Genomic DNA, 23,767 nt, shown 5'->3' on the forward strand with positions numbered 1-23,767 from the left:
ATAGCAGTCAGCTCACGGTACGACCGGCGAGCCTGTGATACGAGCCCAGCAATCCTTCCGCGATGCGGTCCCAGTTCAAGATGCCGGCGGCGGTCTGCCGCGCGCCATCCGTCAATGTCGTGGCGAGCGGCTTCGAGGTCAGCACGCGTTCGAGCGCGTCGGCCAATGCGGCGGCGTCGCCCGGGGGAACCAGCAGCCCGTTGACGCCGTCGGTGACGACGTCGGGAATGCCGCCGGTGGCGCTGGCAACGACGGGACGAGAATTGCCGTAGGCCGATGCAAGCACGCCGCTCTGCGTTGCATCCTTATAGGGCAAGGCGACGACGGTGGCGGATTGAAACAGCCGGCCGGTATCCGCAGGGGAAATATAGGCATTGATGGTCTTGACGGTCGGCATTGCCTCCATCCGCGCTCCGAGCCGTGTCATCTCGGGGCCGCGGCCGGCGACGATCGCCTCATGCGCCACGCCGCGCCGGGCCAGCAGGTCGATCGCGTCGATGAAGACGTCGAGGCCCTTGTAAGCCCACATCCGTCCAAAAAACAGGATGCGCGCGGGCTCGGGCGCGGTGACTGCGCCCTTGGTCGGCGGAACCATGAGTACGCCATGCATGCTGGAGACCGTCTCGCCCTTGAAGTCGGGCGATGCGCGACGAAAATCGGCAATGCAACTCTCGCCATGCGTGGTGACGACCGACGCGGCTGCGCGCATGCGCCCGCGCCACGCATCCTCACGCGGCGAGGTGCCCGAGCCGCCTTCCGAATGCGGAATCGCATCGTGGACCGTCAGGACCAGCGGAATGCCAAACGGGCGAAGCACCTGGATCAGCTTGGACGTGTAGATCTCCGGAACTTCGTGACAATGAATCACGTCTGGACGAAACGATATGATGTCCATGAAGGACGCGGGGATGCCGATCGCGCCGCCGCGGCGCAGGCTGAGGTCGCGAATTCGTGTCTGGAAGGGGGCGGCCACGGCGATGTCGGCAAGTTCCCATTGCTGGTTCGCATCCTTGGCGTTGAGCACGAGGCGCACGTCGCAATGATGCGCCAGTCCAGATGCCAGGCGATAGGAATATTCCGCAAAATGCGGCGCGTAGATCGCCACACGCAAACGCTTGGAGCTACGGGCAGAACGCGGAGCGGACGAATTCATCAAGGCATCCATTTTGCATCACTTCGCAAAGGTCGATTGAAGTGTAGTCCACGATTTGAACTCACTTCCACTCTAAATCGGAATCGTGACGGCGCTCATCTGATTGCCATCACTCCGCCGTACTGTAGCGAGCAATCACTGCTCCGAAATGATCGGAGATGTGGCCTCGCGGCAGCAGCGCGTGCCACGTCGTCTAGTCTGCGATTGTGGTTGGATTTGTCGGAATTGGGTCGAATTGTTGATGAACGTCACGCAGGGCAAGCAACATCAGGTCGTGGTGGCTCTGTTCTGGTCGCTTGCCCAGAATTGGGGCGGCCGGGCGCTGTCATTCGTGCTGTTCCTGGTTCTGGCCCGGCTGCTCAACCCTGCGGATTTCGGTCTCGCTGCGCTGGTCGCCTTCATCCTGCTGCTCCTGAGCTCGATCGCCGAGTTCGGCTTCGGTGATGCGCTGATCCAGCGGCGCACGCTCGAGCCTGCCGACGTGACGCTGCCCTTTTTCTGCTCGTTTGCAGCCTCGGTGCTCCTTGCCGTTCTGATTGCGCTGCTCGCGCCGCATATCGAGCGTTGGCTCGACGTGAAGGGGCTCGCGCCGCTGCTGACAGCCGCCAGTCTGGCGCTTCCGATCGGGACCGCGACCTTGTTTCAGGAGGCGCTCTACAAGCGCCAGATGGATTTTCGCGTGCTTGCGGTCCGGACCATGGTGGCAACAGCCGTGTCCGGCGTCGTGGGCATCGCCTGCGCCTATGCCGGATTCGGTGCTCTCAGCCTCGTGATCCAGGTGGTCGTTCAGAGCGCGATCAGCGGCCTGTGGCTCTGGAGCCAACCGCGATGGCTGCCGATGCGCGGCTACGATCTCAAGAGCTTTCGCGAACTCTCCGGCTATAGCGTCCACGTCGTGCTGAACAGGCTGCTGGACTTCGCCATCGTGCGGACGATCGACATGATCATCCTGTCACTGTATGGCATCGCGGCGCTCGGCATCTACACGGTCGGAGCGAGGGTCTACCTCATCCTGATGCAGCTGCTCACCCAGGCGGTCATGGACGTCGCGCTGAGCGCATTGTCCAAGATCGCGCATGAGCGTGACCGCATCGCAGGGGCGTATCTGCGCAGCGTCAGCCTCGGCGCGCTGATCGGATCTCCGGTCTTCGTGCTGCTCGCGGCGATCGCGCCGGAGTTCTCCCTGCTGCTGTTTGGTGCGAAGTGGGGCGGCAGCGAAGCGGTGATGCGGCCGCTGATGCTGATCGGCGCGGTCCAGACCGTGCAGTTCGTCAACAGCGCCTATTTCGGCGCCCTGGGCAAGCCCAACTACGTCTTCCTGCTCAACATCCTCAAATGCTGCACGGTCGTGCCGGCCATGTTCCTGCTTCCGTCGCGCGACATCGGTCAACTTGCCACGATCTTCGCATTCTCGCAGCTCGTGGTGACGCCCGTGACGTTCGCGCTGGCGCTCCGGATGCTGGGCCTGAGCTGGAGCCAGTTTCTGCGTCCGATTGCGGGCTGTCTCTGTGCGATCGTCCTGGCTTACGGCGCAGTGGTGCTGTGCCGGGAGGCGACGCCGGGCATGAACCCTTATTTGCGGATCGGACTGCTGTCGTCCTGTTTTGGCGTGACCTACCTGACGGGCCTTCTGCTGTTCTGGCGGAGGCAGGTCCTTTCCCTGATTGATTTCGTCGTGAAGCGCGGCGCGACCGCCTGATGAAGACGAGGAGGATATCGTGAAGCAGTTGATCCCCGTACCCGTACGCAGGCAGCTCCGAGGCTGGCTCAACAGTGCGAAGAATACGCCGTTGGCCCTCGATCTGCTCGAGCTGCGCAGGTGGCAGATCGCGCGGAAGGACGTCGGCGTCAACGTCGCACCGCGCAACGATCCGCGCCGGCTGGTCGTGCTTCCGTCCGATCCCTGGAGCGTCCATCAGTCGCGCGGCGACGAGGCCATGATCGAAGCGGCCACCGGCGAGATGAAGCGGGCCTATCCGGATCTCGAGGTCTTCGTCGTCACCGCGACCCCGGCGGCCAGCGAGGATGTGCGCGCGATGGGCTTCAAGCCGCTCGAACTCTGGAGACAGCCGTTCTCCTACGAGACGGTGGCGCAGGAGCTGTCGCTCACGAGGCCGGATTTCGGATTGGTTCTGGGCGCCGATGTGCTCGACGGTTACTATTCTCCGGTCGATGCCGCGCGCATGCTGCTGGTTGCCGATCTGATGGCTGCGTTCGGCGCCAGGGTCAGCGTGCTCGGCTTCAGTTTCAACTCGCGCCCGGCGAAAGCGCTGCGCGAGGTGTTCCGCCTGCTGGATCCGGGCGTGGTCCTGAACCTGCGCGATGCGATATCCCTGCAGCGATTCGATGATTTCGCCCGCAAGCGCGCCCATCTCGTCACCGATGCGGCGTTCATGCTGAGGCCGCGGACCGACACCTCCACGGTGAAGCAGATCGGGGCCGCGATCGCAGGGCAGCGCGCGCAGGGTCGCAGGGTCTTCGTCTTCAACATCCATCCGATGTTGTTCAAGAAGCCGGAGCCGGCCAAGCTGCGGCAGATGATCGAGCTTGCGGCGCGCTCCATGGAGCGGCTGTCGCGCGAGCACGATGCGAGCTGGCTGTTGCTCGCGCACGACTACCGTCCCGAGATCGCCGACGACAATTGTCTGCGGCCTCTGGCCGATCGGCTCAAGCCCGTGCTCGGCGATCACGTGTATCACGTCGACCAGGCGCTATCGGCTGGTGAGATCAAGGCGGTCGTCGGTCTGGTCGACGGCGTGATCACCGGTCGCATGCATCTGGCGATTGCGGCGCTGGGCCAGGGAACGCCCGTTGCGGCAATTACCTACCAGGACAAGTTCCAGGGCCTGTTCGCGCATTTCGGCGTCAGCGAACAGCTGTTGTTGTCGCCGTCGCAGTTTCTCGTCGGCGACAGCTTCGAGACGTTTCTGCTGCACTTCCTCGGAGCGTACCAGGCTGTCGGCGCACAGGTACGACAGGCGCTGCCCGATGTCATGGACTTGTCCCGCGCCAACATCGCACCACTGCTGGGCGAGAGCGCGATGCGGATCGTGCCGGAGGCCGGCGGCAAGGTCGCCTGAACGGCCTCATGTCATCGGCAGGGCGGTCAGTTGACCGCGCGCTCGGGGTTGTCGAAGCGCATCGATGTCTCGGCGGCGGCGGCGGCCGGGATCTTCCGCGAGGAGGGCGCCGCGGCGTCGGCCCAGCGGTTGATCAGGCGCCGCGCCGGATTCTCGAAATAGGCGTAGGTCCGGTCCGCGACGATGGTGAGGACCGCGCAACAGGCCAGGGCGTACAGGCCGAACTGATCGGGGCGCAGGCCGAGCCAGGTCCACAGCGGCTTGAACACGGCAATGAGGATGGCATCGTGCAGCATGTAGATCGCATATGAGGTGTTGCCGAGCCGGCCGAGCAGGCGGGCGCCCGGGAACTCCTTGAAGGCGCTTTCGCCGACTGCCGTGAGCAGGATCGCGCAGGAGAACAGCACAATCGCCAGATCCGGCTTGGCGAAGACATTGAGGACGAGCACGGAGAGGCCGAATAGGCCGATGCCGGCGACGATCATCCGCTTGTGCCGGTAGGGATGCGACATCCGGAAGAGAATGGCGAGCAGGATGCCGTTCAGGAAGCTCGGCAGCGCGCGGAGCATCCCGTAGTCGAAATTGGCGCCATACATCTGCGATCGTTCCTGCCAGATCGGCAAATGGCCGTGGGCCAGGAGCAGGTAAAGTGCGGCCACGATGACGCCGAGCACGACCGGCTGGACCTTGCGCGCAAGCAGCATCAGGAGCGGAAAGATCAGATAGCAGAAGAACTCGGCGCTGATCGACCAGGACGGCGAGTTGAAGCTGAGATGGTCGGTGACGCCCCAGGCCTGCAGCAGCAGCAAATTGTAGACGAAGTCCAGCGAGGTCGAGCGTGCGGTACGTTCCAGCCCGGCGCCGATCAGCACCACGAAGATCAGCAGGCTCAGCAGGTGCAGCGGATAGATCCGCGCGATGCGCCGGATCATGAAGCGGGAATAGGCGGCTACGCCGCGTGCGTCCGACGGATAGGAATAGGAGATCACGAAGCCGGACAGGATGAAGAACATGTCCACGAACAGGCCGTAGGACCCGTTCCAGGCCGGCGAAATGCCGGTGTCGATCAGCTTCAGGTGGAAGATGAAGACCCCGAGCGCGGCGACGAAGCGGTAGAAGTCGAGAACGACAAAACGTCTTGCTTCACTGGCGTCCATCGGGCCTCGGAGTCCTTGCGCGGTTCATCTTCGTTCTAGAAGCGAATTGTGACGCAAGTTCGCAGGCGCGCGGGCGATGCGGCGCAATCGCGGCAGTCCGCCCGAATTCATGGGGCCCATCCAATTGCGGATGGCAGTCAGGTTCCCGCTCATCAATGAGGCAGGCGCCCAACAAACGAACGGGGCCGGAACCATGCATGGTCCCGGCCCCGGCTATTCCGACGCGCGTTTGAGCAGCAATTCCTCAGACGAACACGAAGTCGTGGCTGGTCAGGCTGGAGACATAGACGTTCTTCAGCAGGATCGAGTCATCGGCTGAGAACGTGATAATCGCGTTCGTACCGGATTGCGTGATCTGCAGGTGGCTGTAGTCCGCCGCCAGCAGTTTCGAGATCGCGATCGTGTCGTGCGTCGTCGCATCGCCGGCCTGGAAGTTGAGGATCTGGTCCTGGCCGTGGTCGTAAGCCACCGTCGTCGAGTTCGGCGCGGCCGAGAACACGTCGTTGCCCGCTCCGCCCTGGATCGTCACGCCGCTGGCGACGGCCGTGACGTTGTGGGTACCGTCGGTCTTGGTCTGATCGAAGAACTGCAATGCGTTGGCGCTGTTGTAGTTCTCGTGCTGCGTGGTGCCGGCCTGTCCGTTGAAGTTGAACAGGAAGACGTCCTTCGAGCCGTCGGTGTTGTTGGCGATCTCCTGGGTCTTGGTGCCGGCGCTGTTGTAGATGTCGGTCAGCTTGCTGCCGTCGTCGTGGATGACCTGGGTATAATCCAGCGTGCCGTCGGCGTGGGTTCGCGTAAGCTCGACCAGCTTGCCCGAGGCGTCGAGGTGCTGATGCTGGGTGGTATAGGACTGCCCGGTGACGTTGTAGTTCCAATTGTCCGATGTGCCGTCGGCATTCTTGATGTAGGCGGCGGTCTTCACGCCGCCGGTGTAGACGGTCGTGGAGTTGTAACCATCGCTCTTGGTCGTCACCTCGCTGGTGATGATACCGTTGGCGTCGTACCAGTCGGAGGTCTTGGTGCCGTCGGCGGTCTGCGTCAGCGTGAAGGCCAGGCTGTCGTCGGCGTGGGTGCGCACGATGTGGGTCAGGAAGCCCGTCGTATCGTAGGTGTCGTGCTCGTTGGTGTAGGTCTGGCCCACGACGTTGAACTGGAAGACGTCCTTCGACCCGTCGGCGTGATAGTCGGTTTCCGTCTTCTTGACGCCCGATGCATCGTAGTTGGTGACCACGCTGCTGCCGTCGCCGTTGATGACCTGGGTATAGTCGAGCGAGTTGTCGGCATGCCAGCGCGTCACCTCGGTGGTCCGGCCTGAGGGGTCGAGGTGCTGGTACTGCGTGGTGTAGCTCTGGCCGGTGATGTTGTAGCTGTAATTGTCGTGGCTCTGGTCGGCATTGGTGATGTAGGCCGCCGTCTTCACGCCGTTGGTGTAGACCGTGGTCGAGTTGTAGCCGCTCGGCTTCTGGAACACCTCGCTGGTGAGGACGCCGCTGGCGTCGTACCAGTCGGTGGTCTTGGTCCCGTCCGCGCTCTGCGCCAGCTTGAACGCCATGCTGCCGTCGGCATGCTTGCGGATCAGCGTGGTGAGGAAGCCGGTCGCATCGTAGATGTCGTGCTCGGTCGTGTAGTCCTGGCCGGTGATGTTGAACAGGAAGACGTCCTTGCTGCCGTCGGCATGGAAGTCGCTTTCCTTGGTCCGGGTCCCCGCGGCGTCGTAATTGGTGACGACGCTGCTGCCGTCGCTGTTGATCACCTGGGTATAGTCGAGCGTGCCGTCGGCATGCTTGCGCGTGACTGCGGTGACCTTGCCCGAGGGATCGACGTGCTGGATCAGCGTGCTGTAGCTCTGGCCGGTGATGCCGTAGGCGTAATTGTCCTGGCTGCCGTCGGCATTCTTCACATATGCGTTGGTCTTGACGCCGTTGCTGTAAAGCGTGGTCGAGGTGAAGCCATCGGCCTTCTGAACCACCTCGCTGGTGAGGCTGCCGGCGGCATTGTACCAGTCCGTCGTCTTGGTGCCGTCGGTCGTCTGGGTGAGCTTGAAGGCGGGGCTCCCGTCGGCGTGCAGGCGGGTCAGGCCGGTGAGAAAGCCGGTGGCGTTGTAGACGTCGTGCTCGGTCGTGTAGGTCTGGCCCGTGATGTTGTAGGTCCAGACGTCCTTGCTGTGATCGGCGTGATAGGTGGTCTCGACCAGCTTGACGCCGGTGGCGCTGTAGGTGGTGATCACGCTGCTGCCGTCGCTGTTGTAGACTTGCATCGAGTCCAGCGAGCCGTCGGCATGGCTGCGGGTCACCGAGGTGACCTTCCCGGAGGCATCGAGATGCTGGACCTGGGTGGCGAAGCTCTTGCCCGTGATGCCGTAGGTGTAATTGTCCTGTGAGCCGTCGGCATTCTTGACGTAGGCGGCCGTCTTCACGCCGTTCGTATAGAGCGTCGTGGAGTAATAGCCGCTCGACTTCTGGACGACTTCGCTCAGCAGGGTTCCGGCCGTGTTGTAGGTGTCGGTCGTCCTCGTTGCGTCGCTGCCGACATGAACGGATTTCGTCTTCACGCCATTGGTGTAGCTGATCAGGTCCTGCGAGCCGTCGGTGTAGGCGACGGTGGTCGAGGTCGGCTGTCCGCTCGAATTCAGGCCGGTGTCCGACTTCGACACCAGCGTTCCGCTGGCGTTGTAGGTCTTGGTGTTGATCCAGGTCGCGGCCGAATTCGTCACCGAGAACGAATAGCCGCCCTGGATCTTGGAGAGGGCGCTGCCGTAATGGGCGATGATGTAGTCCATCGTCGCCTTCGAGGCGACCGGCAGGACGTGCGAGTCGGTCACCGTGATGGTCTTCAGCGCCGTCGAGTGGCTGAGGTCGGACAGTTGCGGCACGATCTCGGCAGCCGTGCCGCTGACGGTGGTGCGGGTGTCGGGCGGGGTCGGGTTGGTCGCGGGCGCGTCGATCTCGATGATCAACGGATGATCGCTGACCGGAATCGTGATCGTGCTGACGTCGGTATAGCTGGCGATCGCAGTGGTTCCCGTCAGCGTGTCGTACACCTTGACCGAATGATGCACGCCGCCGAGGTTCACGGTGACCGTCTGAGACGGATTGGAGACCTCGGTATCGGTGGGATCGTTCCAGAGCTTCGGCTCCGCCCACACCACGAGCTCGTAGGCGCCGTTGCTCTTGCCGAGCACCATGCTGTTGCCGGTCGCCGGCATGTTGCTCAGGGTGTAGTTCAACGGATCAGTCGGCTGCAGGCTCCCCTTGCCGTCGTCGGCCAGGATGGTCGTCAGGTTGTGGATCGCCGTCGCGGCTAGCTTCGGCGTCCCGTCGGAATTGAACAGTCCGAAATTGGCCTCGGGATTGGTATTGCTGGCGGAGGAGTCGCGGTCGAACAGCTCGTAGAGATAAGTCGCGCTCACGCCCGCCTTATAGGCATCGACCAGGGTGTTCAGGATCGATTTGGCCTGCACCGTCTCGTTGACGCCGAGATATTGAGTGTTGGCCTGCGTAGTGTAGCCGGTCTCGGTGATGACGACGGGTTTGCCCGGGGCAGCGGCCATCACCGCGCTCAGCGTTGCCGCAATCGAGCTACTGGTCGTCAGGCTGGTGCTGACATAAGCGTGGGCGTTGGCGTAGTCGACCGAGCCCGACATGTTGCCGAGCTGGCTGTAGCCCTGCGGATCGTTGTAGGCCAGTGACAGATTGTAGACGGGGATGCTGCCGAGCGTGGCGTTGGCATTGACGGCCTGATAGAGCGCGCTCTGGAACTGGGCCGCGGCAGTGAGGCTCGAGCTGCCATTGTAGCTGAAGGGCTGGTGGTTGGCCTCGTTGAGCCCCTCGATGGCGCTGATGCTGCCCGCATGGCTCGTCGCGAACTTCTGGAGCGAGGCGATGTAGTTCTGCAGCCCGACCGTACCGGTCTGGGGCAACGCGGATGACACCAGGAAATCGAACTTGTAGCCGGCAGCGGCGAGACCCTCGACGACGGGCTGCGCGGCCGGACTGGTCCCCATCGCGTCGCGGAGGTGGGTGACGCCGAGATATTTGAGGTCGTCGACCATCAGCGCGAGATTGTTGTAGCCGGTCCATCCAAAACCGGCGTGCGTATTGACGCCAATGGAGTTGATGAAGCCGCTGGCGGACAGGATGGTCTGGTCTGACATTGCACACTCGAATTTCAACGCGAACGAAATTGCTCGCAGGATTTGCGTTCAAGCTTCTCTGTCGAGTGTGAATTTCAGATAAAAATCGAAGCTACAAATCGTGAGCGATACGAGGTTCCTTGTGCAGGAACAGACGCGCTCGGTTGCAGCGGAATAGGAATGCAATGCCGGGCCAGCATGGCGTGAGGAAGGCGCTTTCGAGATATTCTGGATTTGCGCTGCTGAATGTATGCGCAGGCTGTGCGGATTGGATTCGTATCAGGCGTGTCGGAGAGAGGAATGCGCCGCCGCTTGTCCGCCGTTCGGAGTATCTTCGTTGCGCAGCTCACCCTTCTTCCTGCACGGGAAGTTCGCAGATGCCGTTTCCATGAGCGGTTAAATTGATGAGTTTGCCCGCAAGAGTTGTATGTGCTCAGGTATGGGGCAGACGATCGCTGCTGGGATGGCAGCGAATACGGGTTCCCTGTCGGAGTTGATGTGCTCGCCCGGGTTGTGGTGCGACGATCAGCTGCGGCGGGCCAGCATCAAAAAGTCTCCGCGCCATCCGATCACCGCCGTTGCGATCGCGGCGATCACGATCTTGCCGGCGAGCCATGTCGTGGGCTCCGTCGGCATCGAACCGAGCGAGGCGATCAGGATCGCCGCCAGCGAGGCCTGCACGACCAGTGGCCAGCGCGGGAAGGCCTCAAACCGGAGGGTCGGACCGAGCGCGACCAGAATGGTCGCGAGCGTGGCGACCGCGGCACACCCGACCGCCCCTCGGGGCGACAGCCCGGCCGACATCGCGATCAGCGCGAAGCAGACGACGAGGGCGAGCTGGCCGGCCGCGACGACGACGAGTCTGGTCGCCAGCTTTTCGAGGTGGGGGACGACCGCCATCGTCGCCTGCAAATGGGTGTGCAGGAAATAGAAGGCGGCGACAGTCGGCGCCGTCTCCAGGAAGCCGTCCAGGCTCGCCTGCGGCACCAGGATACGGGCTGCATCTGGAATGAATCCGATCAGCCCGCCAAGCAGGACGAGGGTCGTGCAGATCATGAACTCGAACATCCGCCGCGCCGACTGGGCCGATTGAGCGCTGCTGCCGTTCTCGAAATCGTTGACCACCTCGGGGTAGCTCACGGTGTGGATCGCGGCATTGAGGACCCAGAAGGGGCGCTGCAGGAGATCGAGGGCAATCGAAAATCCAGCCCCGGCCCCTGTCGCACCCAGCCGGCCGATGACGATGACACGGAGCAGGACCGGCACCGACAAATGAATGACGGATGCGCCCGCAGCCAGCATGCCGTAGCGGGAGAAGTCCTTCCAGTCGGCCAGCATCCTTTGGAGCGAGGTGCGCTCCATCGGCGTGCGATAGGCGACCAGGCCGGCAAGAAGGCCCAGGGTGTGACCCGCCGCAATGCCGAGCAGCGCGGCCTCGGCCGTTCCCGAGATCACACCTCCCGCGGCGGCTCCGGCCAGAAGCGCGGTGGCACGCAGCGCAAGAAGAAGGGATGCGATGCCGAGCCGGTCGGATAGTCGCACCGACAGGAAATAGAGGTCCGTCAGGCCCTGAAGGACGGAGATGCCGAGGCCTAACGCGATGATCCCCCTCGGGAGCGCGCTGGTCAGGGACGCGCAACTCCCGACCACGGCGAGCACGGCCGCACTCGACAGGCCGGCTGCAAAGAGCGACCACCTCAGCCGGGCCGCCTCGTTCTCCCTGGCCGCGGCCAGAAAGCGCAGTCCGGCCAGCTGCAGCCACTCGAACATCAGGACGCAAAGCAGTTGGCTCGAGGCCAGCGCGAGGGAGAAATTCGTGTACTCGGCGGCGGGCAGCAGATGGCTGATCGCGAAGATCAGGACGATCGCCGCGGCGCTCTGATAGACGTAGCCCGCCATCGCGAGGAGGCGTGTCATGGCCGGCGTGTCATCGCGGAATGAGGCGCTCCTTGCCGACGGCCCGTGGCGCTTCAGTCGTTGCCGCGCGCATGCGCGACATCCGCTGCTCGCGCAATTGTTCGTACAGGTTCTTGTAGGACGACAGCACGTCGGCAAAGATCCACTTGTTCGTGTCGGCGATCAGGCGTCGGCTGATCTCGTCGATCTTGTGCGGATCGGACGCGACCGCGAGCATGCTGCTGGCCAGGGATTGCGGATCGGCTTCGGTCAGCCAGCCGGTCAGGCCGTGCTCTATGACCTCGGGCATGCCGCCGAAGCGCGTTCCGAGCAATGGCCTGCCGGCCGCCTTGGCATCTGCGACGACCAGTGGACCGGGATCGTGCCAGATGGAGGGAGCGACCACGACGTCGACCTGCTTGTAGAAATCGTCCGGTGCCACGAAGCCCATGAACTCGATGCGCGCATCGGGCGCGAGCGCCCTGAGGCGTTGCTGTTCCTCGTCGCTGACCCGGCCGGCGATCATCATGCGGATGCGATCCCGGGGCAGCAGAGCCAGGGCCCGCATCAGATTTTCGATGCCTTTTTCCTCGGTGAGGCGGCCGATGAAGCCGAACGTCACCTCGGTGGTGCAGATGGGACGCGGATAGGGCGCATGCGGCGGCTCGGTCGAGGCGTTGCGGATCACGGTGCGGATCGGCGTCTCCGAGAACATGCCCATGTCGGTATGGATCGACAGGACGCGCTCGCTCACGCCGACCACGGCACTGAGCCAATGGGTGGCGCGCTTGCGATGAAAGGTCAGAATTCCGCAACTCGTGCAGGTGTGCTCGCAGGACCGTCCCTTGTCGAAGCGGGAGCAGCGCGGGCAGGTCAGATAATAGTCGTGCAGCGTATGGAGCACGGGAACGCCGAGCTGGGCGGCAACGCGCCAGATCGCCGTGGTGAGGCCGGACAAATTGTTGGAGTGCAGCACGTCTGGCTTGAAGGCCCGGATACGTTCGGCGATCAGGGGAGCCTGCATCTGCCAGTCGTCGACCGCGTGCCACAAGCTGCGCAGCGCGACGTTCTTCTGCTCGGTGAAGGGCCGATAGATGTTCTGCACGGGCGCGGAATGGACGTTGACGCCGTCGCAGGTCTCCGGACCCTGCCCGGGCTTGGATGCGGCCCGGATCACTTCCACCTCGTCACCGCGCTGCACCAGTCCTTCGGCGAAACGACGAGCGAAGATCTCCGCACCGCCGACGATCTTTGGGGACTGGGGCGTTGGATAAAGTGTGGACGTCAAAAGAACTTTCATCGCGTCAACCTCATGTCTGCAAAATCGCCTCTACCGCGCCGGCCTGATCTCCAGGGCGGGAACGGCACTGTCATTGGCTGCAATCAGAACAGGTGTGCTCGAGACGGGGATCCAGACGCCGGCGGCGGGCCTTGCCGCCGGGTCGCAGGGCATTGCAAAGCTCGCGCCCTGTTGATCGCCCTTGAGCCGGATTTCGTAGCGTTGGTCGGGAGCTTCGGACCAGACTGCAATTCTGCTCCCGGAAGCCGTCGATGCGTTGATCGACACGACGCCGCTGGCGAGCTCGCGCCGCTCGGCGCTCAGGGTGGAGCGAATGAAAGCCCAGGCGCCCTGGGCCGCACAGGCGACCGGCTTCGGCGAATTGTCGAAACGATAGAGCCCGAAATTGTCCTCCAGCTCCGATGGATTCTTTCCACTGTCCTTGAGCTCGTAGAGCCACATGCCTTTGAGCCAGCGTGTCGCGGTCGACGCCCACAGGATGAGCTGTGCCGTATTGTCGGCCTGCGCCTGCTCGCTGACGCCGCATTTGTTGCCGGCCGTGGTCCAGCCCGTCTCCGTGACGTAGATCGGGTAGTCCGGGTTTCCGCTCGCCTGGCCGACGAGGCGGTGAAACGCCGTGAGCCGGTCGATGATTTCGGCCGAGGTGCGTTTGCTCGGGCCCATGCAGAAATTGTAGAGATGGATCGAAGCGCCGTCGGCATATTGAAGGATGCCGGTGCGCAGCATCTTCTCGGTCCACGTCCAGCCGGGATCGTCGCCGAGCGCTCCGATCAGGAAAGGTGCATTCGGCGCAACCCGCTTGACCGCCGGCCGCGCGACTTGCGCGAGCGCCAGATAGTTCTCAGGAGAGAACGCGGCATCCTTCTTCGATGCCAGATTCCATTCGTTCCAGAGCTCGAACAGCGGATGCTGCGCCACCACCGCTTGCGCTGCCGCCGCAGCGTAGTCGGCGAACCGCTGCCGCGCCTCGTCGGTGGTCGGTGGCGAGGAATTCGGAACCAGATGATGACCGAACGCTAGGATCAGCAGCGGGCGCGCGACGCCCGACTTGACCTGCGTCTCGAGCCTCCCCAGCCGGGGCGTGAACCCCATCCGGCGTCCCCCGACCTCGAAGTCGGACCACGGAAAATCGTCGCGGAAGGCGTTGAAGCCGAGCTGCTTGATCTGGGCGACGTTCTCCGAAGGCACGTATCCGCGCGCGCTCACCGGTCCGCCCAGCCCCTGGTGGGTGCCGACACCCAGCAGGAAGCGGGCATCGAGCGGCTGAGCGTGTTGGGCGCAGGCCGGGACCGACAGAACAATGGACGAGATGAGGCCCGCGAGGCGCAGGAGATGGCGGCGAGCCAAGGTGCGTGCGCGTCGTTCCATCAGAAATTCTTGGAGAGATCCGATTGCAGCGCCGCCTTCGTTGCAACCGGTGCGCGGTCGTCCTGCAGGAGCTCGAGATAGACCTGCTGCAGCTGCCCATGTGTCTTCTGAACGTCATACAGCTGCTTGAACCTGTCGTAGCCGCGCTGTCCGAGCACCTTGAGATCGAAATCGAGCGCCCGCCGAAAACCGTCCACCAGCGGCTGAACGGCGACGGGCTCGCAAAGCACGCCGGTGACGCCGTCGACGACGATCTCGGGCAGTGCTCCGCTGCGGAATGCCAGGATGGGCTTGGCCGCGCGCATCGCTTCCAGGGCGACGAGGCCAAAGGCCTCCCATCGCGACGGGATCACGACGAGATCGGCGGCCTCGAGCTGGGTCTCGATGGTCGGGCGGTCGAGCCAGCCCAGCAGCGTCACATTGGACGGGACGCTCGGGCCTTCGTATTTGTTGACGACGGAGGCGCCGATCATGCGGATATCAAGCACATCCTCGAGCGCGCGCGCCGCCTCGATCAGGAGGTCGAATCCCTTCTGGCGGTCCAGGCGCCCGATGAAGAGGACCTTGACCTTCTCAGACGTCCAGTCCGCCGCGACAGGCTGCGGCGAGCGCGTCTTCGAGATGCCGTTGTGAACAAGGGTGAGGCGGTCGGCCGGAATTCCCGCGCGGACCGCTTCGTTGAACTCATCGCCCGAGATGCAGATGATTCGATCCGAGGTTCGCGCGAGAAGATTCTCCGCCGCCTTCGTCACCCAATGGCTGAGGCGGCCGGTCTCGCGCGAAAATGCCCAGCCGTGCGGGCAATAGACCACGCGCGGTCCGTCCGAGCGGGCTGCAAGCGCGGGGCGGAGCACGAGGCCCGCAAACGAGGAGTGCAGGTGCACGACATCGGGACGGAAGGCATCAAGCGCCTGCATGCTCGCGCGCAGCATCTGGAACAGCCCGGCGACGCTGCGGCCGGGTCGTTCGAACGTCGTAATGTGGTTGTCATCGATTGCGGGGAGATCGCGACGATGATCCGAGGGCACGACATAGTGCACGTTCTCGGCGCCGAAGCTTGCCTGCTGCTGCGGATGCAACTCGTTCAGGTAGCTCGCAATCCCGCCCCGAATCGTCTCGGCGATGTGCAGCACCTTCATCGGTTGCCTTGCATAGGCTTGCGTCGGAGAGCTGGACATCGTGTATCCCTGTTCGGTGTTCGCTACTGCGAAACACAGTTCCTCGAATACGTAGCGATAATGGGGCAGCGATGTGGTGATGTTGCGCCAAGCTCTTTGCGCGCACGATTGTCACGAAAACATCTTGTGGAACCATGTGCAGGCGCACGAGTTGCAGCCAGTTGCAAATTGTTTGTGCGAAAACCGATGCGCGCAATGGGTGAAGTGCGTCGAACTTCAAGCAGCGCTGGCAATGTCTGTCGGCGGCGCGAGATGGTCGAGCAGCGACTTCGCCGACTTTTGCCATGAAAAGAACGCAACGCGCTCCTGCTGCCGCCGACGCTCCTGATCGGAGATGGCGCCGGTTGCCAATCTTTCGAGCATGAGTTGCTTCAACGCCTCGGCATCGTTGGCGTCGAAATACGCAGCCGCGTCAGCGCAGGTCTCCACGACGGCGTCGGCCGTCGAGGCAATGACCGGGCAGCCGAAGAGCATGGCTTCGAGCGGCGGCACGCCAAAGCCCTCATAGAGCGAAGGAAACACGAATGCCGACGCATGCGCATAGAGCGCGGCAATCTCGCTGTCCGTCAATCGACCGGCCAGCAACAGGCCGGAAGCTCCCTCGCCCGAATTGTCCTGAAAGACCTTGCTGTTATCTCCTCCGACGATGACCAGCGGAACGTCGGCCCGGTCGAGCAACTGGACAGCACGGATCGCGACGGAGAGATTCTTGTTCTTGGTCCTCGAGCCCACGTAGAGGAAGAATTTCCGCGGCTGAACCCCAAGTCTGGCAACGATGCCGGGATCCGGCTTCGTCTTGGCGAAGTGTTCTGCGCTGTTGGGGAAGACCGGGATCGCCGTTGCCGGAAGGTTGAGCACCTCGGCAAGCTCTTTGCGCGAGAAAGCCGATACGGTTGCGATGCCTGCGTGTCGGGCGAGCAGCCGGCCCATCGTTCGGTGAACTGCCAGATAGCGCCAGTTGAAGAAGTCGGGCCGGCGAAAGACCTGTGCGTCGTGGATCACGACAATGTGGTCGCGATGGAACACCGGGCCAGCATTGGCCAGGCTGATCAAGCGGCCTCCCGCAGCGGCGCGCGCCAGATCGATTTGATCCCAGGCGTGCCCGCGCAAGCGGCCGACGGTGCGAATCTTGATTCGCTCGAGGTGAAGGTCTTCGCTTGCATCCACGGGCGTCAGCAACTGCCAGTCCGCGTTCCGCAGCGAGTCGGGAGTTTGCTCCGACGCCAAAAGCACGTCGATCGCCTTGACGATTTCAGCGGCGTAACGCTGCACGCCGGTGAGCTTTTGCGACAGAAAGCGGCCGTTGATGAAGAATTTCAATTGGCTACCACAATGGTTGATCGGAGTCCGGACCGGTCCTGCGGGACCCAGGCAGTGGACGAGATGCAAGGGAGCAACTGTAAGGTACGGAAATATGACGCGGCCTTGCACGGGGGAGACGCTCCATCTGCATGGCCGGCGCCGCCTTGCTGCGTGCGGGGGCGCGGTGTAGATCTCGGCCATGCGTGACGACACCCACACTCTCCGCGGCGGCTCCCTCACTGCGACCATCAAGGCGCACGGCGCCGAGCTGTGCTCGCTGAAGGACGACGTCACCGAATTCGTCTGGCAGGCGGGAGCGGAATGGCCGCGCCATGCGCCATTGCTGTTTCCGATCGTCGGACGTCTCGCCAGCGACGAATTGCGGCATCGGGGCAAGACATATCGGATGACCCAGCACGGCTTTGCGCGCGACAGCCGCTTTGCGTGGACAGAGCGCGGCGAGCGCCGCTGCACGCTGGTGCTCGAAGACAACGAGGCGACGCGCGCGCGCTATCCGTTCGCGTTCCGGCTGACCGCAATCTATGCGCTCGACGATGCCGGCCTCGATCTGACGCTCGTGATCGCCAACACCGGCAGGGAGACGTTACCGGCTTCGATCGGTGGTCATCCCGCGTTCAACTGGCCGCTGCAGCCGGGGCTTGCCAAGGAGAGCTACGCGCTGACCTTCGCCAGCGCGGAATTGTCTCCCGTCCGCCGTCTCGATGGCGGATTGCTGCGTCCGGCAACGGAGCCGAGCCCGGTCAAAGGTGCGGTGCTTCCCCTCTCCGAATCCCTGTTCACCGACGACGCCGTCATCTTCGACCAAATCGAGAGCCATGCGGTCCGCTATGCCGCCTCCAGCGGCCCCTGGCTCACAATGTCCTGGCGCGGCTTTCGCGAGCTCGGCGTCTGGTCGAAACCGTCGGGCGCGCCGTTCATCTGCATCGAGCCCTGGCGCGGCTATGCCAGTCCCGCCGGATTCGATGGCGAGTTCGATGGCAAGCCGGGCCTGATGCACATCGCAACCGGCGCGGAAGAACAATTGTCGTTCCGGATCGAGGTCGGATCGTCCTGAACCCGAAGGCGAGCTGATCGAAGGTCCTCACACCTCGATCCGCGTGAGATCCTCGCCGATCACGACCGAACCCGCATAGTCCCGCCTGACATCATCGAGCAGTGCGTTCAGCATGGCATCGTCGGTGCGCGGCCGGTGATGGGTCAGCGCGAGCTTCCTGACGCCGGCCTTGGCCGCGACCTTGCCGACGGTGTCGCCGCAGGCGATCGTGAATTTCGCGAGACGGCGCAGGTTCTCGTTGTTGATCTCAGGCGTTGCGAGGAAGCAGCACTGGACGAGCAGGTCGGCCCCCTCGGCCAGGCGCGCGAGCCCGGCGCAGGGGACCGTGTCGCCCGAGATCGCAACGACCTTGCCCTCCGCTTCGAAGCGGTAGCCAAGGCACATCCATCGCGCCAGGAAGGCCGGCGGCATGTCGAGGCCGTCGCCATGTGACACCAGCTCGGCGCTGATCTTCCAGCGCCCGGTGTCGAGAACGGGACCGGGTACGACGTCGGTTGCGACGACAGGTTTCCAGCCGCCCAAGGCCGGCTCGCCCTTGTCGCGCCAGGTGATGTCCTTGTCGTAGACCTGCGTGATCAGCGTGTCGACGAGCCGCCCGGTATCCGGTGGGCCAAAGATTCGCAGCTCGCCCTTGCGTCCGGACATCCACGAATTCAGCATCACGTCGTAGAGGTCGCCGATATGGTCGAAATGATGGTGCGTGAGGAAGACCGTGTTGATCGCGCCGAGCGGGACGCCGGCCTTGCTGAGCTGCACCACGACGCCGCGGCCTGCGTCGAACAGGATATTCTCGTCGCCGAGCCGGATCAGCGTGGTCGTCGCCATGCGGCGCGGGTCCGGGCGCGGGCCGCCGGTGCCGAGCAGTATGACCTCCATGGTGCCCACTCCATGCGTGAAGAGCCTCCACAGTAGATTCGAAGGCGGGCAGTGAAGCAAGCCACTTCGGGTCGGCAGGGACCGGAGCAGGGGCGTTCAGCGCATGCCGGCTGCGCTGGCGGCGACGGCCGGCCGGAGGCTTGACCGGTCCGGTCCCGCAATTGTCAGGCGATGCGCCAGGTCCTGCGCGCGCCGTTCGATCAGATGCCATGTCGCGCGTGCGACGAGATAGCTCAGCGCGGCGGTGATGACATAGGCGACGAGTAGCGAGATCAATCCGTCCGCGAGCGGCCAGAGCTGACGCAGGCCATGGATCACCGCGAAGTGCGACAGGTACATCGAATAGGAGTTGCGGCCGAGCGCCTCGAGCGGCTGGAAGCGGACCGCAAGCTTGATGCACCCGACGACCAGTGCGCCGAGCACGAGGTTGATCATGAGATAGTTGAATTCATGCGAGCCGGTGGCGCGGTCGGCAACGAAGGACAGCGCGATGAAGACGGCGTAGATCGCGGCGTCGGATCTGGCAAAGCCGTCGCGCAGCGAGAAGAACAGCGCGCATCCGATCAGGAACACGGGAAGCTGGTTCAGGAAGCTGATGTGCAGCGTGGTCCAGACGAAGGCCTCGTGCCCGGGGCCGTAATAGGCCGAGAACAGTGCGAAGGCCCACGGCTTGAACAGGCCGACATTGACGAGATGCAGCGCGATGGCAAGCGCGAGATAGAGATGGCGGCGCGATCCGAACGCGGTGATCAGGAGCGGGAAGACGAGATAGAAGGTCATCTCCGCCGCGATCGACCAGTCGCCGGGCACCACGCTATTGACGCTGTCCGGCCAGAAGCCGTGCAGGAACGTCGCGGTCAGGATCACTTGAAGCGGCCCGATGCCGAAGGGCGCGTTGTCGCTCGGCCCGGTGCCGTTGATGGCGAGATAGACCGGGATCGCGAGCCAGAACAGGGGCGCGATGCGCAAGGCACGGCGGATGTAGAACTTGCGGGTCGGATTCGTCTCGCCGCTGCGCTGCGTCCACATCAGGCACATCGTCATGGCGCTGACGAAGTAGAACACGTTGACGCCGGTCCAGCCGCACATGAAGGCGAAATCGACGGCGTGGATGTTCGACGGAAAGGATTGTGAGACGTGGATCGCCATGACGCCGACGATGGCGAGACCGCGCAGGACGTCGAGCGTGTGCGAACGAGCGAACGGCACCGTGCCCTGTTCGGCTCGACCGGCAGCCAACCGGGTCTGCCCCTGCATCACATCTGCTCCATGGTTCTTATTGTGCAGGCGGGACAATAGAGGCGCGGCCGGGCTTTCCGAAGCCGAAGACTTTCTTTACGTTAACCAGGGGTTGAGTCCGAAGCCGAATGTGCGGGATCGAAGACCAGGCAGGATTATCGCATTTGGCTCTTTGCGCGAGCTGAGCGCACGCCTCGTCCTTCGAGACGACCGCGGAGCCTGTCATCGGGCCGCGCTTTGCGCGGACCCGGTGGCGGTCTCCTCAGGATGAGGCTAAGCAGCGTCGGGACCCGTTGAAACCAGCGAAACGCACTCGGTCCTCATCCTGAGGGCCCGCCAACGGCGGGCGTCTCGAAGGATGGCCACAGGCGACATCACTCCGGTATGCGATTGCCCTGGATGACCAGGGGGCGGCTCATGGCCGCCGCAAAGGCCGTCCGGCGCGTTGATGCGCGGAATGAGAAGTGTGGGCCAATTCATACTTAATACGCCAAGGCCATGAGCAATATTGTTTGCGCGTCGCAACGCGCCTAATATTCCAGCGGCTAATTTCGGGGGCTCGAACAAGTCGTGAATGTACGTTCACATGACAGCGCATTGCGCGGCGGCTTGAATCTGCAGGTCGGGCCGCAGGCAAACAGGATACCCAAGACCGTGGTTGACTCCGCACTTCGGGAAGTGCGTCCCGCCGGCCGCGAGCGGCTGATCGTCGTCGAGGACGATCCGGTGACGCGGACCATGCTGGTCGGCTATTTCAGCGAGAACAATTTCGACGTGGTCGGCGCCGGTTCCTGCGCCGAATGCCGCCAGGCGCTGCGTGCGCGCACCGATCTCGTCTTTCTCGATCTGCAGTTGCCCGATGGCGACGGCTTCGAGCTCGCCAAGGAGATCCAGGCGACCAGTAACGCGGGCATCATCTTCGTGACGCGCCGCGACACCGACGTCGATCGCATCCTCGGCCTCGAGATCGCCGGCGATCACTACGTCACCAAGCCGATCAATCTGCGCGACCTGCTCGCGCGCGCACGCAGCGTGCTGCGGCGGCGCTCGATCGACCGCAAGGCGGCGCGCAACCACAATTCGATCGCCTTCGGCGATTGGATCATCGACCTGACGCGGCGCGAATTGCTCGGCAGCGACGGCAAGCCGGTGGCGCTGACGCGCGCCGAATTCGATCTGCTCGCGGCGCTCGTCGGCGCCGACGGACGACCGCTCAGCCGCGATTATCTGATCGAGGTCGTGAGCAACCGCCAGGCCGAGGTCGACATCCGCACGGTCGACGCACTGGTGGCGCGGCTGCGCCGCAAGCTCGTCGGCAGCGGCACGCCCGTGATCGCAACCGTCACCGGCGTCGGCTACAAGCTCGCGCTCAGCGAGCGGCTGTAGGACAACATCCGGACCCGAAGGGCGGCGTCAGCGCAAGGCGCGCAGCGGTTTTCCGAGAAGATCACGCCCAGGCAATAGCGGCCGGCGCCGGCCGCACCGTTTTCAGCGCGACGCGACGCGCTTCCATCGCGCTTCGATGCGTGCCTTGATCTGGCTGATCTTGGCCTCGTGGGCGGCCCAATAGGCGCGGCTGGCGGCGGCGCTACCCTGACGATATCGGGCATAGACGGCTTTGGGCTGCAGCGCGATCCTCAGTACGCTCGCCCGTTTTGCTGGAGCCGCCGCGGGAGCGGTGGAGGTGGGGCGCGGCGCCGGCTCCGGAGCGGCCGCGACCTCCAGAGCCTTCGAGTTCATGGCGGCAAGACGGTTACGGGCCCGGTTGCAATAGACCTGCGACCGCGCGGTCATGGCTTCTTCGCCGTGGCCAGCCCGGTATTTCATGAGGGCGCGGCAGATATCCCCGCCGGCGAGCCGCCAGGCCTGGCTGAGATAAAGCACCCCGTAATGGATGTTGATGTCGGGCTCGGCGAGTTCCGCTTCGCTCCCCCGGAAGCCCAGCATCGCCGCCGTCTCGGGCCGCACCTGCATCAGGCCGATCTCGCCGACGTTGCCGATGACAGCCGAATTGTAGCCGCTTTCGACGAAGACGACGGCTTCGGCGATATCGGCCGGTAGATTGGTGCGTGCGGTTTCGCGCTCGATGATCTTCCGGATCAAGGCCCGGGACGATGGCGTTTCGCCGGCGCCGAGTTCCGTGCCGCCGCCGGGGATCGCCGACGTCACGCGCGGCTCGTCCGGGGCGCTGTCTTCGGCATGGGCGCAGAGCGGCGCCGACAACAACAGGACGAGCGCCACGTGTCGCCACGTCGCGCCGAGGTAGAAGCCTGTCCGATCCCACAGCATGCGTTCGTCATAGATCGCCCGAGTTAACAAACGGCTCCGCGGCTAGCGGGCGCGGGCGCTCTGATCGGTGGATGTCGCTTGCGAAGGCCCGGCGAGGCGGTCGTCGGTCGCATAGAGCGTGCAGGTCGGCGACCATTTCATGCAGGCCGCCAGTGAGTCGCGCTGGGCCTCGTCGGCCGTGACGCGTCCGGCGCGCCAGCCGTAGCCCCCGTTCGGCGACACCGCGAAAGCCTTGTGCGGCAGCGTGCTGGCGAGATAGCGCTCGAACTCGGCCCGCGCAGCCTCGTTGAGCTGGCGCGGCGGCGGCAGCGGATCGGGCAGACCCAGAAGGTCGCGGCCGATGAGGCCGCGCTCGCGCAGGAAGGCGTCGACATAGGGGGTCCATTGTGGACGGCTCGCCACCGAATAGAGGTAGTGGCCGTCGTCGCCGAAGGGCGGCGCCGCGATGAATGTCGCGTTGCCGCCAGCGGCGCGAAACCCGTCATGGAGGCGGCGCGCGAGGTCGGGGCCGAAATACGAATCGTTGACCGCGTAGACCCACAGCGTCGGTACGCGCGAGGTCTTGCCGAAGGCGGCGAAGGCCTGCACAAGCCCCTCCGGATTGCAGACGACGTCGTCGTCGCGTGAGCCGCGGCCGCCGGCGAAATTGATCGCAGCGACGAGACCGGGCGGGGCCTGCGCGGCGAGCGCGATCGTCGCGAGCCCGCCGGCAGAATGGCCGGCCGCGATCATGCCTGACGTCGTGACATCGGCCCTTCGCGCCATCGCGTCGATCGCGGCGCGCAGATCGGCAACCGCGACCGCGGCCGCCGGCAAGTAGGCCGCGGTCGCGCAACCGCCGACGCTGTCGACGCGACCGCCGGGCGAGGTGCCGTAGCCGCGCCGCATCAGGATCAGCGCTGCAAAGCCGCGCCGGGCATATTCGAGCGCGATGCCGTAATATCGGTGCGCCGACATGGTGGCGCGGTCGTCGAAGCTGCGCGGCGAGCCGTGGCTGAGCAGCGCGAGCGGATAGCGCTTCACGCCCGCCGGGCGGACCAAAAGGGCTTCCAGTCCCTGCGGTCCGGCCTCCGCCATGGGGATGCGAAGGTCCTCGGTGTAGAACTGCGCGGCGCGCGCCGGTGCACCGGTCATGACGAGGCCGGCGATCAGCAGAAGCAGCTTGCGCGAAAGAGCCATGGGACGATTCGAAGGGCCTCGATGGCGGGAAGCATAGCATGATCCAGTTACTTGGACCCTGACCTCGCAGCTGTCGCCGTCGTTGTCCTGGGGATGACGCAGGGTAAGCGCATATGGAGCGATCTCGCCTATGGCCATCCTTCGAGACGCCCGCCGTTGGCGGGCCCTCAGGATGAGGACTGAGTCCGTTGCAATTATTTCAACAGGCTCCGATGCCGCCTAGCCTCATCCTGAGGAGACCGCAAAGCGGTCGTCTCGAAGGACGAGGCGCGCGCCAACTCGTGCAAAGAGCCAGATGCTTACCTGTGAAAGGACGGGTGGGCGTCGCCCTGTGTCGCCCTCTGTCAATCCACACGCGCAAAAATATTCCACTTTACCGAAATTCGGTTTCGGCGTATGTCTCGCTCATCCCGGCTCATCCAAGAGGGGCGACTTGTGGTCGTCATGTTCGCGAGCCGGGCTTGCGGTGGACGCGGCAGCGTCGGCACGAGAGGTGCGGGCAGGGCGGGTAGTCCCTGTGAGCCCGAGGCCGCGTGCGGACGA

At 64.1% G+C, this 23,767-nt stretch carries 16 protein-coding genes; 4 read left to right on the plus strand and 12 right to left on the minus strand.

Annotated features, from left to right (window positions below):
* Positions 1–7 precede the first annotated feature (7 nt).
* Positions 8–1,153: a glycosyltransferase family 4 protein gene (locus TSA1_RS15275; RefSeq protein ID WP_245448271.1), complete on the minus strand. Its 1,146-nt coding sequence runs from the start codon at positions 1,151–1,153 to the stop codon at positions 8–10.
* Between the two features lie 241 nt (positions 1,154–1,394).
* Between TSA1_RS15275 and TSA1_RS15280 the strand changes: the two genes are divergently transcribed.
* Both TSA1_RS15280 and TSA1_RS15285 read left to right on the plus strand, forming a co-directional pair.
* Positions 1,395–2,852 carry a lipopolysaccharide biosynthesis protein gene (locus tag TSA1_RS15280; protein ID WP_100177081.1) on the plus strand — a complete coding sequence of 486 codons (1,458 nt, stop codon included), beginning with the start codon at positions 1,395–1,397 and terminating at the stop codon, positions 2,850–2,852.
* A gap of 19 nt (positions 2,853–2,871) precedes the next feature.
* Entirely contained in the window at positions 2,872–4,233 is a 1,362-nt protein-coding gene (locus TSA1_RS15285) for a polysaccharide pyruvyl transferase family protein (protein WP_100177082.1), read from the plus strand.
* A gap of 26 nt (positions 4,234–4,259) precedes the next feature.
* Here TSA1_RS15285 and TSA1_RS15290 read toward each other — a convergent pair whose 3' ends face one another.
* The 7 genes from TSA1_RS15290 to TSA1_RS15320 all read right to left on the minus strand — a co-directional run bounded on the left by TSA1_RS15290 (position 4,260) and on the right by TSA1_RS15320 (position 16,584).
* Positions 4,260–5,390, minus strand: coding sequence for an acyltransferase family protein (locus TSA1_RS15290; protein ID WP_100177083.1), 1,131 nt, complete (start codon positions 5,388–5,390; stop codon positions 4,260–4,262).
* Positions 5,391–5,634: 244 nt separating this feature from the next.
* Entirely contained in the window at positions 5,635–9,543 is a 3,909-nt protein-coding gene (locus TSA1_RS15295; RefSeq protein WP_100177084.1) for an RHS repeat domain-containing protein, read from the minus strand.
* 504 nt (positions 9,544–10,047) lie between these two features.
* The gene (locus TSA1_RS15300) at positions 10,048–11,439 is read right to left on the minus strand and encodes a hypothetical protein (protein WP_100177085.1); all 1,392 of its coding nucleotides are present in this window, start codon (positions 11,437–11,439) and stop codon (positions 10,048–10,050) included.
* A 10-nt stretch (positions 11,440–11,449) separates the two neighbouring features.
* On the minus strand, positions 11,450–12,718 hold the full coding sequence (locus TSA1_RS15305) for a glycosyltransferase family 4 protein (RefSeq protein ID WP_100177086.1): 1,269 nt from the start codon (positions 12,716–12,718) through the stop codon (positions 11,450–11,452).
* Positions 12,719–12,748: 30 nt separating this feature from the next.
* Positions 12,749–14,086, minus strand: coding sequence for a glycoside hydrolase family protein (locus TSA1_RS15310; protein ID WP_100177087.1), 1,338 nt, complete (start codon positions 14,084–14,086; stop codon positions 12,749–12,751).
* On the minus strand, positions 14,086–15,264 hold the full coding sequence (locus tag TSA1_RS15315) for a glycosyltransferase (protein ID WP_245448272.1): 1,179 nt from the start codon (positions 15,262–15,264) through the stop codon (positions 14,086–14,088). Before TSA1_RS15315 ends, TSA1_RS15310 begins: the two co-directional genes overlap by 1 nt.
* A 216-nt stretch (positions 15,265–15,480) precedes the next feature.
* Positions 15,481–16,584, minus strand: coding sequence for a glycosyltransferase family 4 protein (locus TSA1_RS15320; protein ID WP_100177089.1), 1,104 nt, complete (start codon positions 16,582–16,584; stop codon positions 15,481–15,483).
* A gap of 181 nt (positions 16,585–16,765) precedes the next feature.
* Between TSA1_RS15320 and TSA1_RS15325 the strand changes: the two genes are divergently transcribed.
* A complete protein-coding gene (locus TSA1_RS15325; RefSeq protein ID WP_100177090.1) occupies positions 16,766–17,641 on the plus strand; it encodes an aldose 1-epimerase family protein in 876 nt (291 codons plus the stop codon).
* A gap of 27 nt (positions 17,642–17,668) precedes the next feature.
* On the opposite strand, the gene TSA1_RS15330 is transcribed toward TSA1_RS15325, so the two are convergent.
* Together TSA1_RS15330 and TSA1_RS15335 are read right to left on the minus strand one after the other, a co-directional pair.
* On the minus strand, positions 17,669–18,517 hold the full coding sequence (locus TSA1_RS15330) for an MBL fold metallo-hydrolase (protein WP_100177091.1): 849 nt from the start codon (positions 18,515–18,517) through the stop codon (positions 17,669–17,671).
* A 96-nt stretch (positions 18,518–18,613) separates the two neighbouring features.
* Positions 18,614–19,774: an acyltransferase family protein gene (locus tag TSA1_RS15335; RefSeq protein WP_100177092.1), complete on the minus strand. Its 1,161-nt coding sequence runs from the start codon at positions 19,772–19,774 to the stop codon at positions 18,614–18,616.
* Between the two features lie 552 nt (positions 19,775–20,326).
* On the opposite strand from TSA1_RS15335, the gene TSA1_RS15340 reads away from it, so the two are divergent.
* Positions 20,327–21,142, plus strand: a complete 816-nt coding sequence (locus TSA1_RS15340; protein ID WP_100177093.1) for a response regulator transcription factor — start codon at positions 20,327–20,329, stop codon at positions 21,140–21,142.
* Positions 21,143–21,244: 102 nt separating this feature from the next.
* Here TSA1_RS15340 and TSA1_RS15345 read toward each other — a convergent pair whose 3' ends face one another.
* Both TSA1_RS15345 and TSA1_RS15350 read right to left on the minus strand, forming a co-directional pair.
* Entirely contained in the window at positions 21,245–22,045 is an 801-nt protein-coding gene (locus tag TSA1_RS15345; protein ID WP_100177094.1) for a transglycosylase SLT domain-containing protein, read from the minus strand.
* Between the two features lie 42 nt (positions 22,046–22,087).
* Positions 22,088–23,224 carry an alpha/beta hydrolase family protein gene (locus tag TSA1_RS15350; RefSeq protein ID WP_100177095.1) on the minus strand — a complete coding sequence of 379 codons (1,137 nt, stop codon included), beginning with the start codon at positions 23,222–23,224 and terminating at the stop codon, positions 22,088–22,090.
* Positions 23,225–23,767: the final 543 nt, after the last annotated feature.

The organism is Bradyrhizobium nitroreducens (genome assembly GCF_002776695.1).
In the GTDB taxonomy this organism is placed as follows: Bacteria; Pseudomonadota; Alphaproteobacteria; order Rhizobiales; family Xanthobacteraceae; genus Bradyrhizobium; species Bradyrhizobium nitroreducens.

Bases quoted from the DNA above. Each gene is read 5' to 3' on its own strand.
- TSA1_RS15275 (WP_245448271.1), bottom strand. From the start codon at position 1,153: ATGAATTCGTCCGCTCCGCGTTCTGCCCGTAGCTCCAAGCGTTTGCGT.
- TSA1_RS15280 (WP_100177081.1), top strand. From the start codon at position 1,395: ATGAACGTCACGCAGGGCAAGCAACATCAGGTCGTGGTGGCTCTGTTC.
- TSA1_RS15290 (WP_100177083.1), bottom strand. From the start codon at position 5,390: ATGGACGCCAGTGAAGCAAGACGTTTTGTCGTTCTCGACTTCTACCGC.
- TSA1_RS15295 (WP_100177084.1), bottom strand. From the start codon at position 9,543: ATGTCAGACCAGACCATCCTGTCCGCCAGCGGCTTCATCAACTCCATT.
- TSA1_RS15300 (WP_100177085.1), bottom strand. From the start codon at position 11,439: ATGACACGCCTCCTCGCGATGGCGGGCTACGTCTATCAGAGCGCCGCG.
- TSA1_RS15305 (WP_100177086.1), bottom strand. From the start codon at position 12,718: ATGAAAGTTCTTTTGACGTCCACACTTTATCCAACGCCCCAGTCCCCA.
- TSA1_RS15310 (WP_100177087.1), bottom strand. From the start codon at position 14,086: ATGGAACGACGCGCACGCACCTTGGCTCGCCGCCATCTCCTGCGCCTC.
- TSA1_RS15315 (WP_245448272.1), bottom strand. From the start codon at position 15,264: ATGTCCAGCTCTCCGACGCAAGCCTATGCAAGGCAACCGATGAAGGTG.
- TSA1_RS15325 (WP_100177090.1), top strand. From the start codon at position 16,766: ATGCGTGACGACACCCACACTCTCCGCGGCGGCTCCCTCACTGCGACC.
- TSA1_RS15330 (WP_100177091.1), bottom strand. From the start codon at position 18,517: ATGGAGGTCATACTGCTCGGCACCGGCGGCCCGCGCCCGGACCCGCGC.
- TSA1_RS15335 (WP_100177092.1), bottom strand. From the start codon at position 19,774: ATGCAGGGGCAGACCCGGTTGGCTGCCGGTCGAGCCGAACAGGGCACG.
- TSA1_RS15345 (WP_100177094.1), bottom strand. From the start codon at position 22,045: ATGCTGTGGGATCGGACAGGCTTCTACCTCGGCGCGACGTGGCGACAC.
- TSA1_RS15350 (WP_100177095.1), bottom strand. From the start codon at position 23,224: ATGGCTCTTTCGCGCAAGCTGCTTCTGCTGATCGCCGGCCTCGTCATG.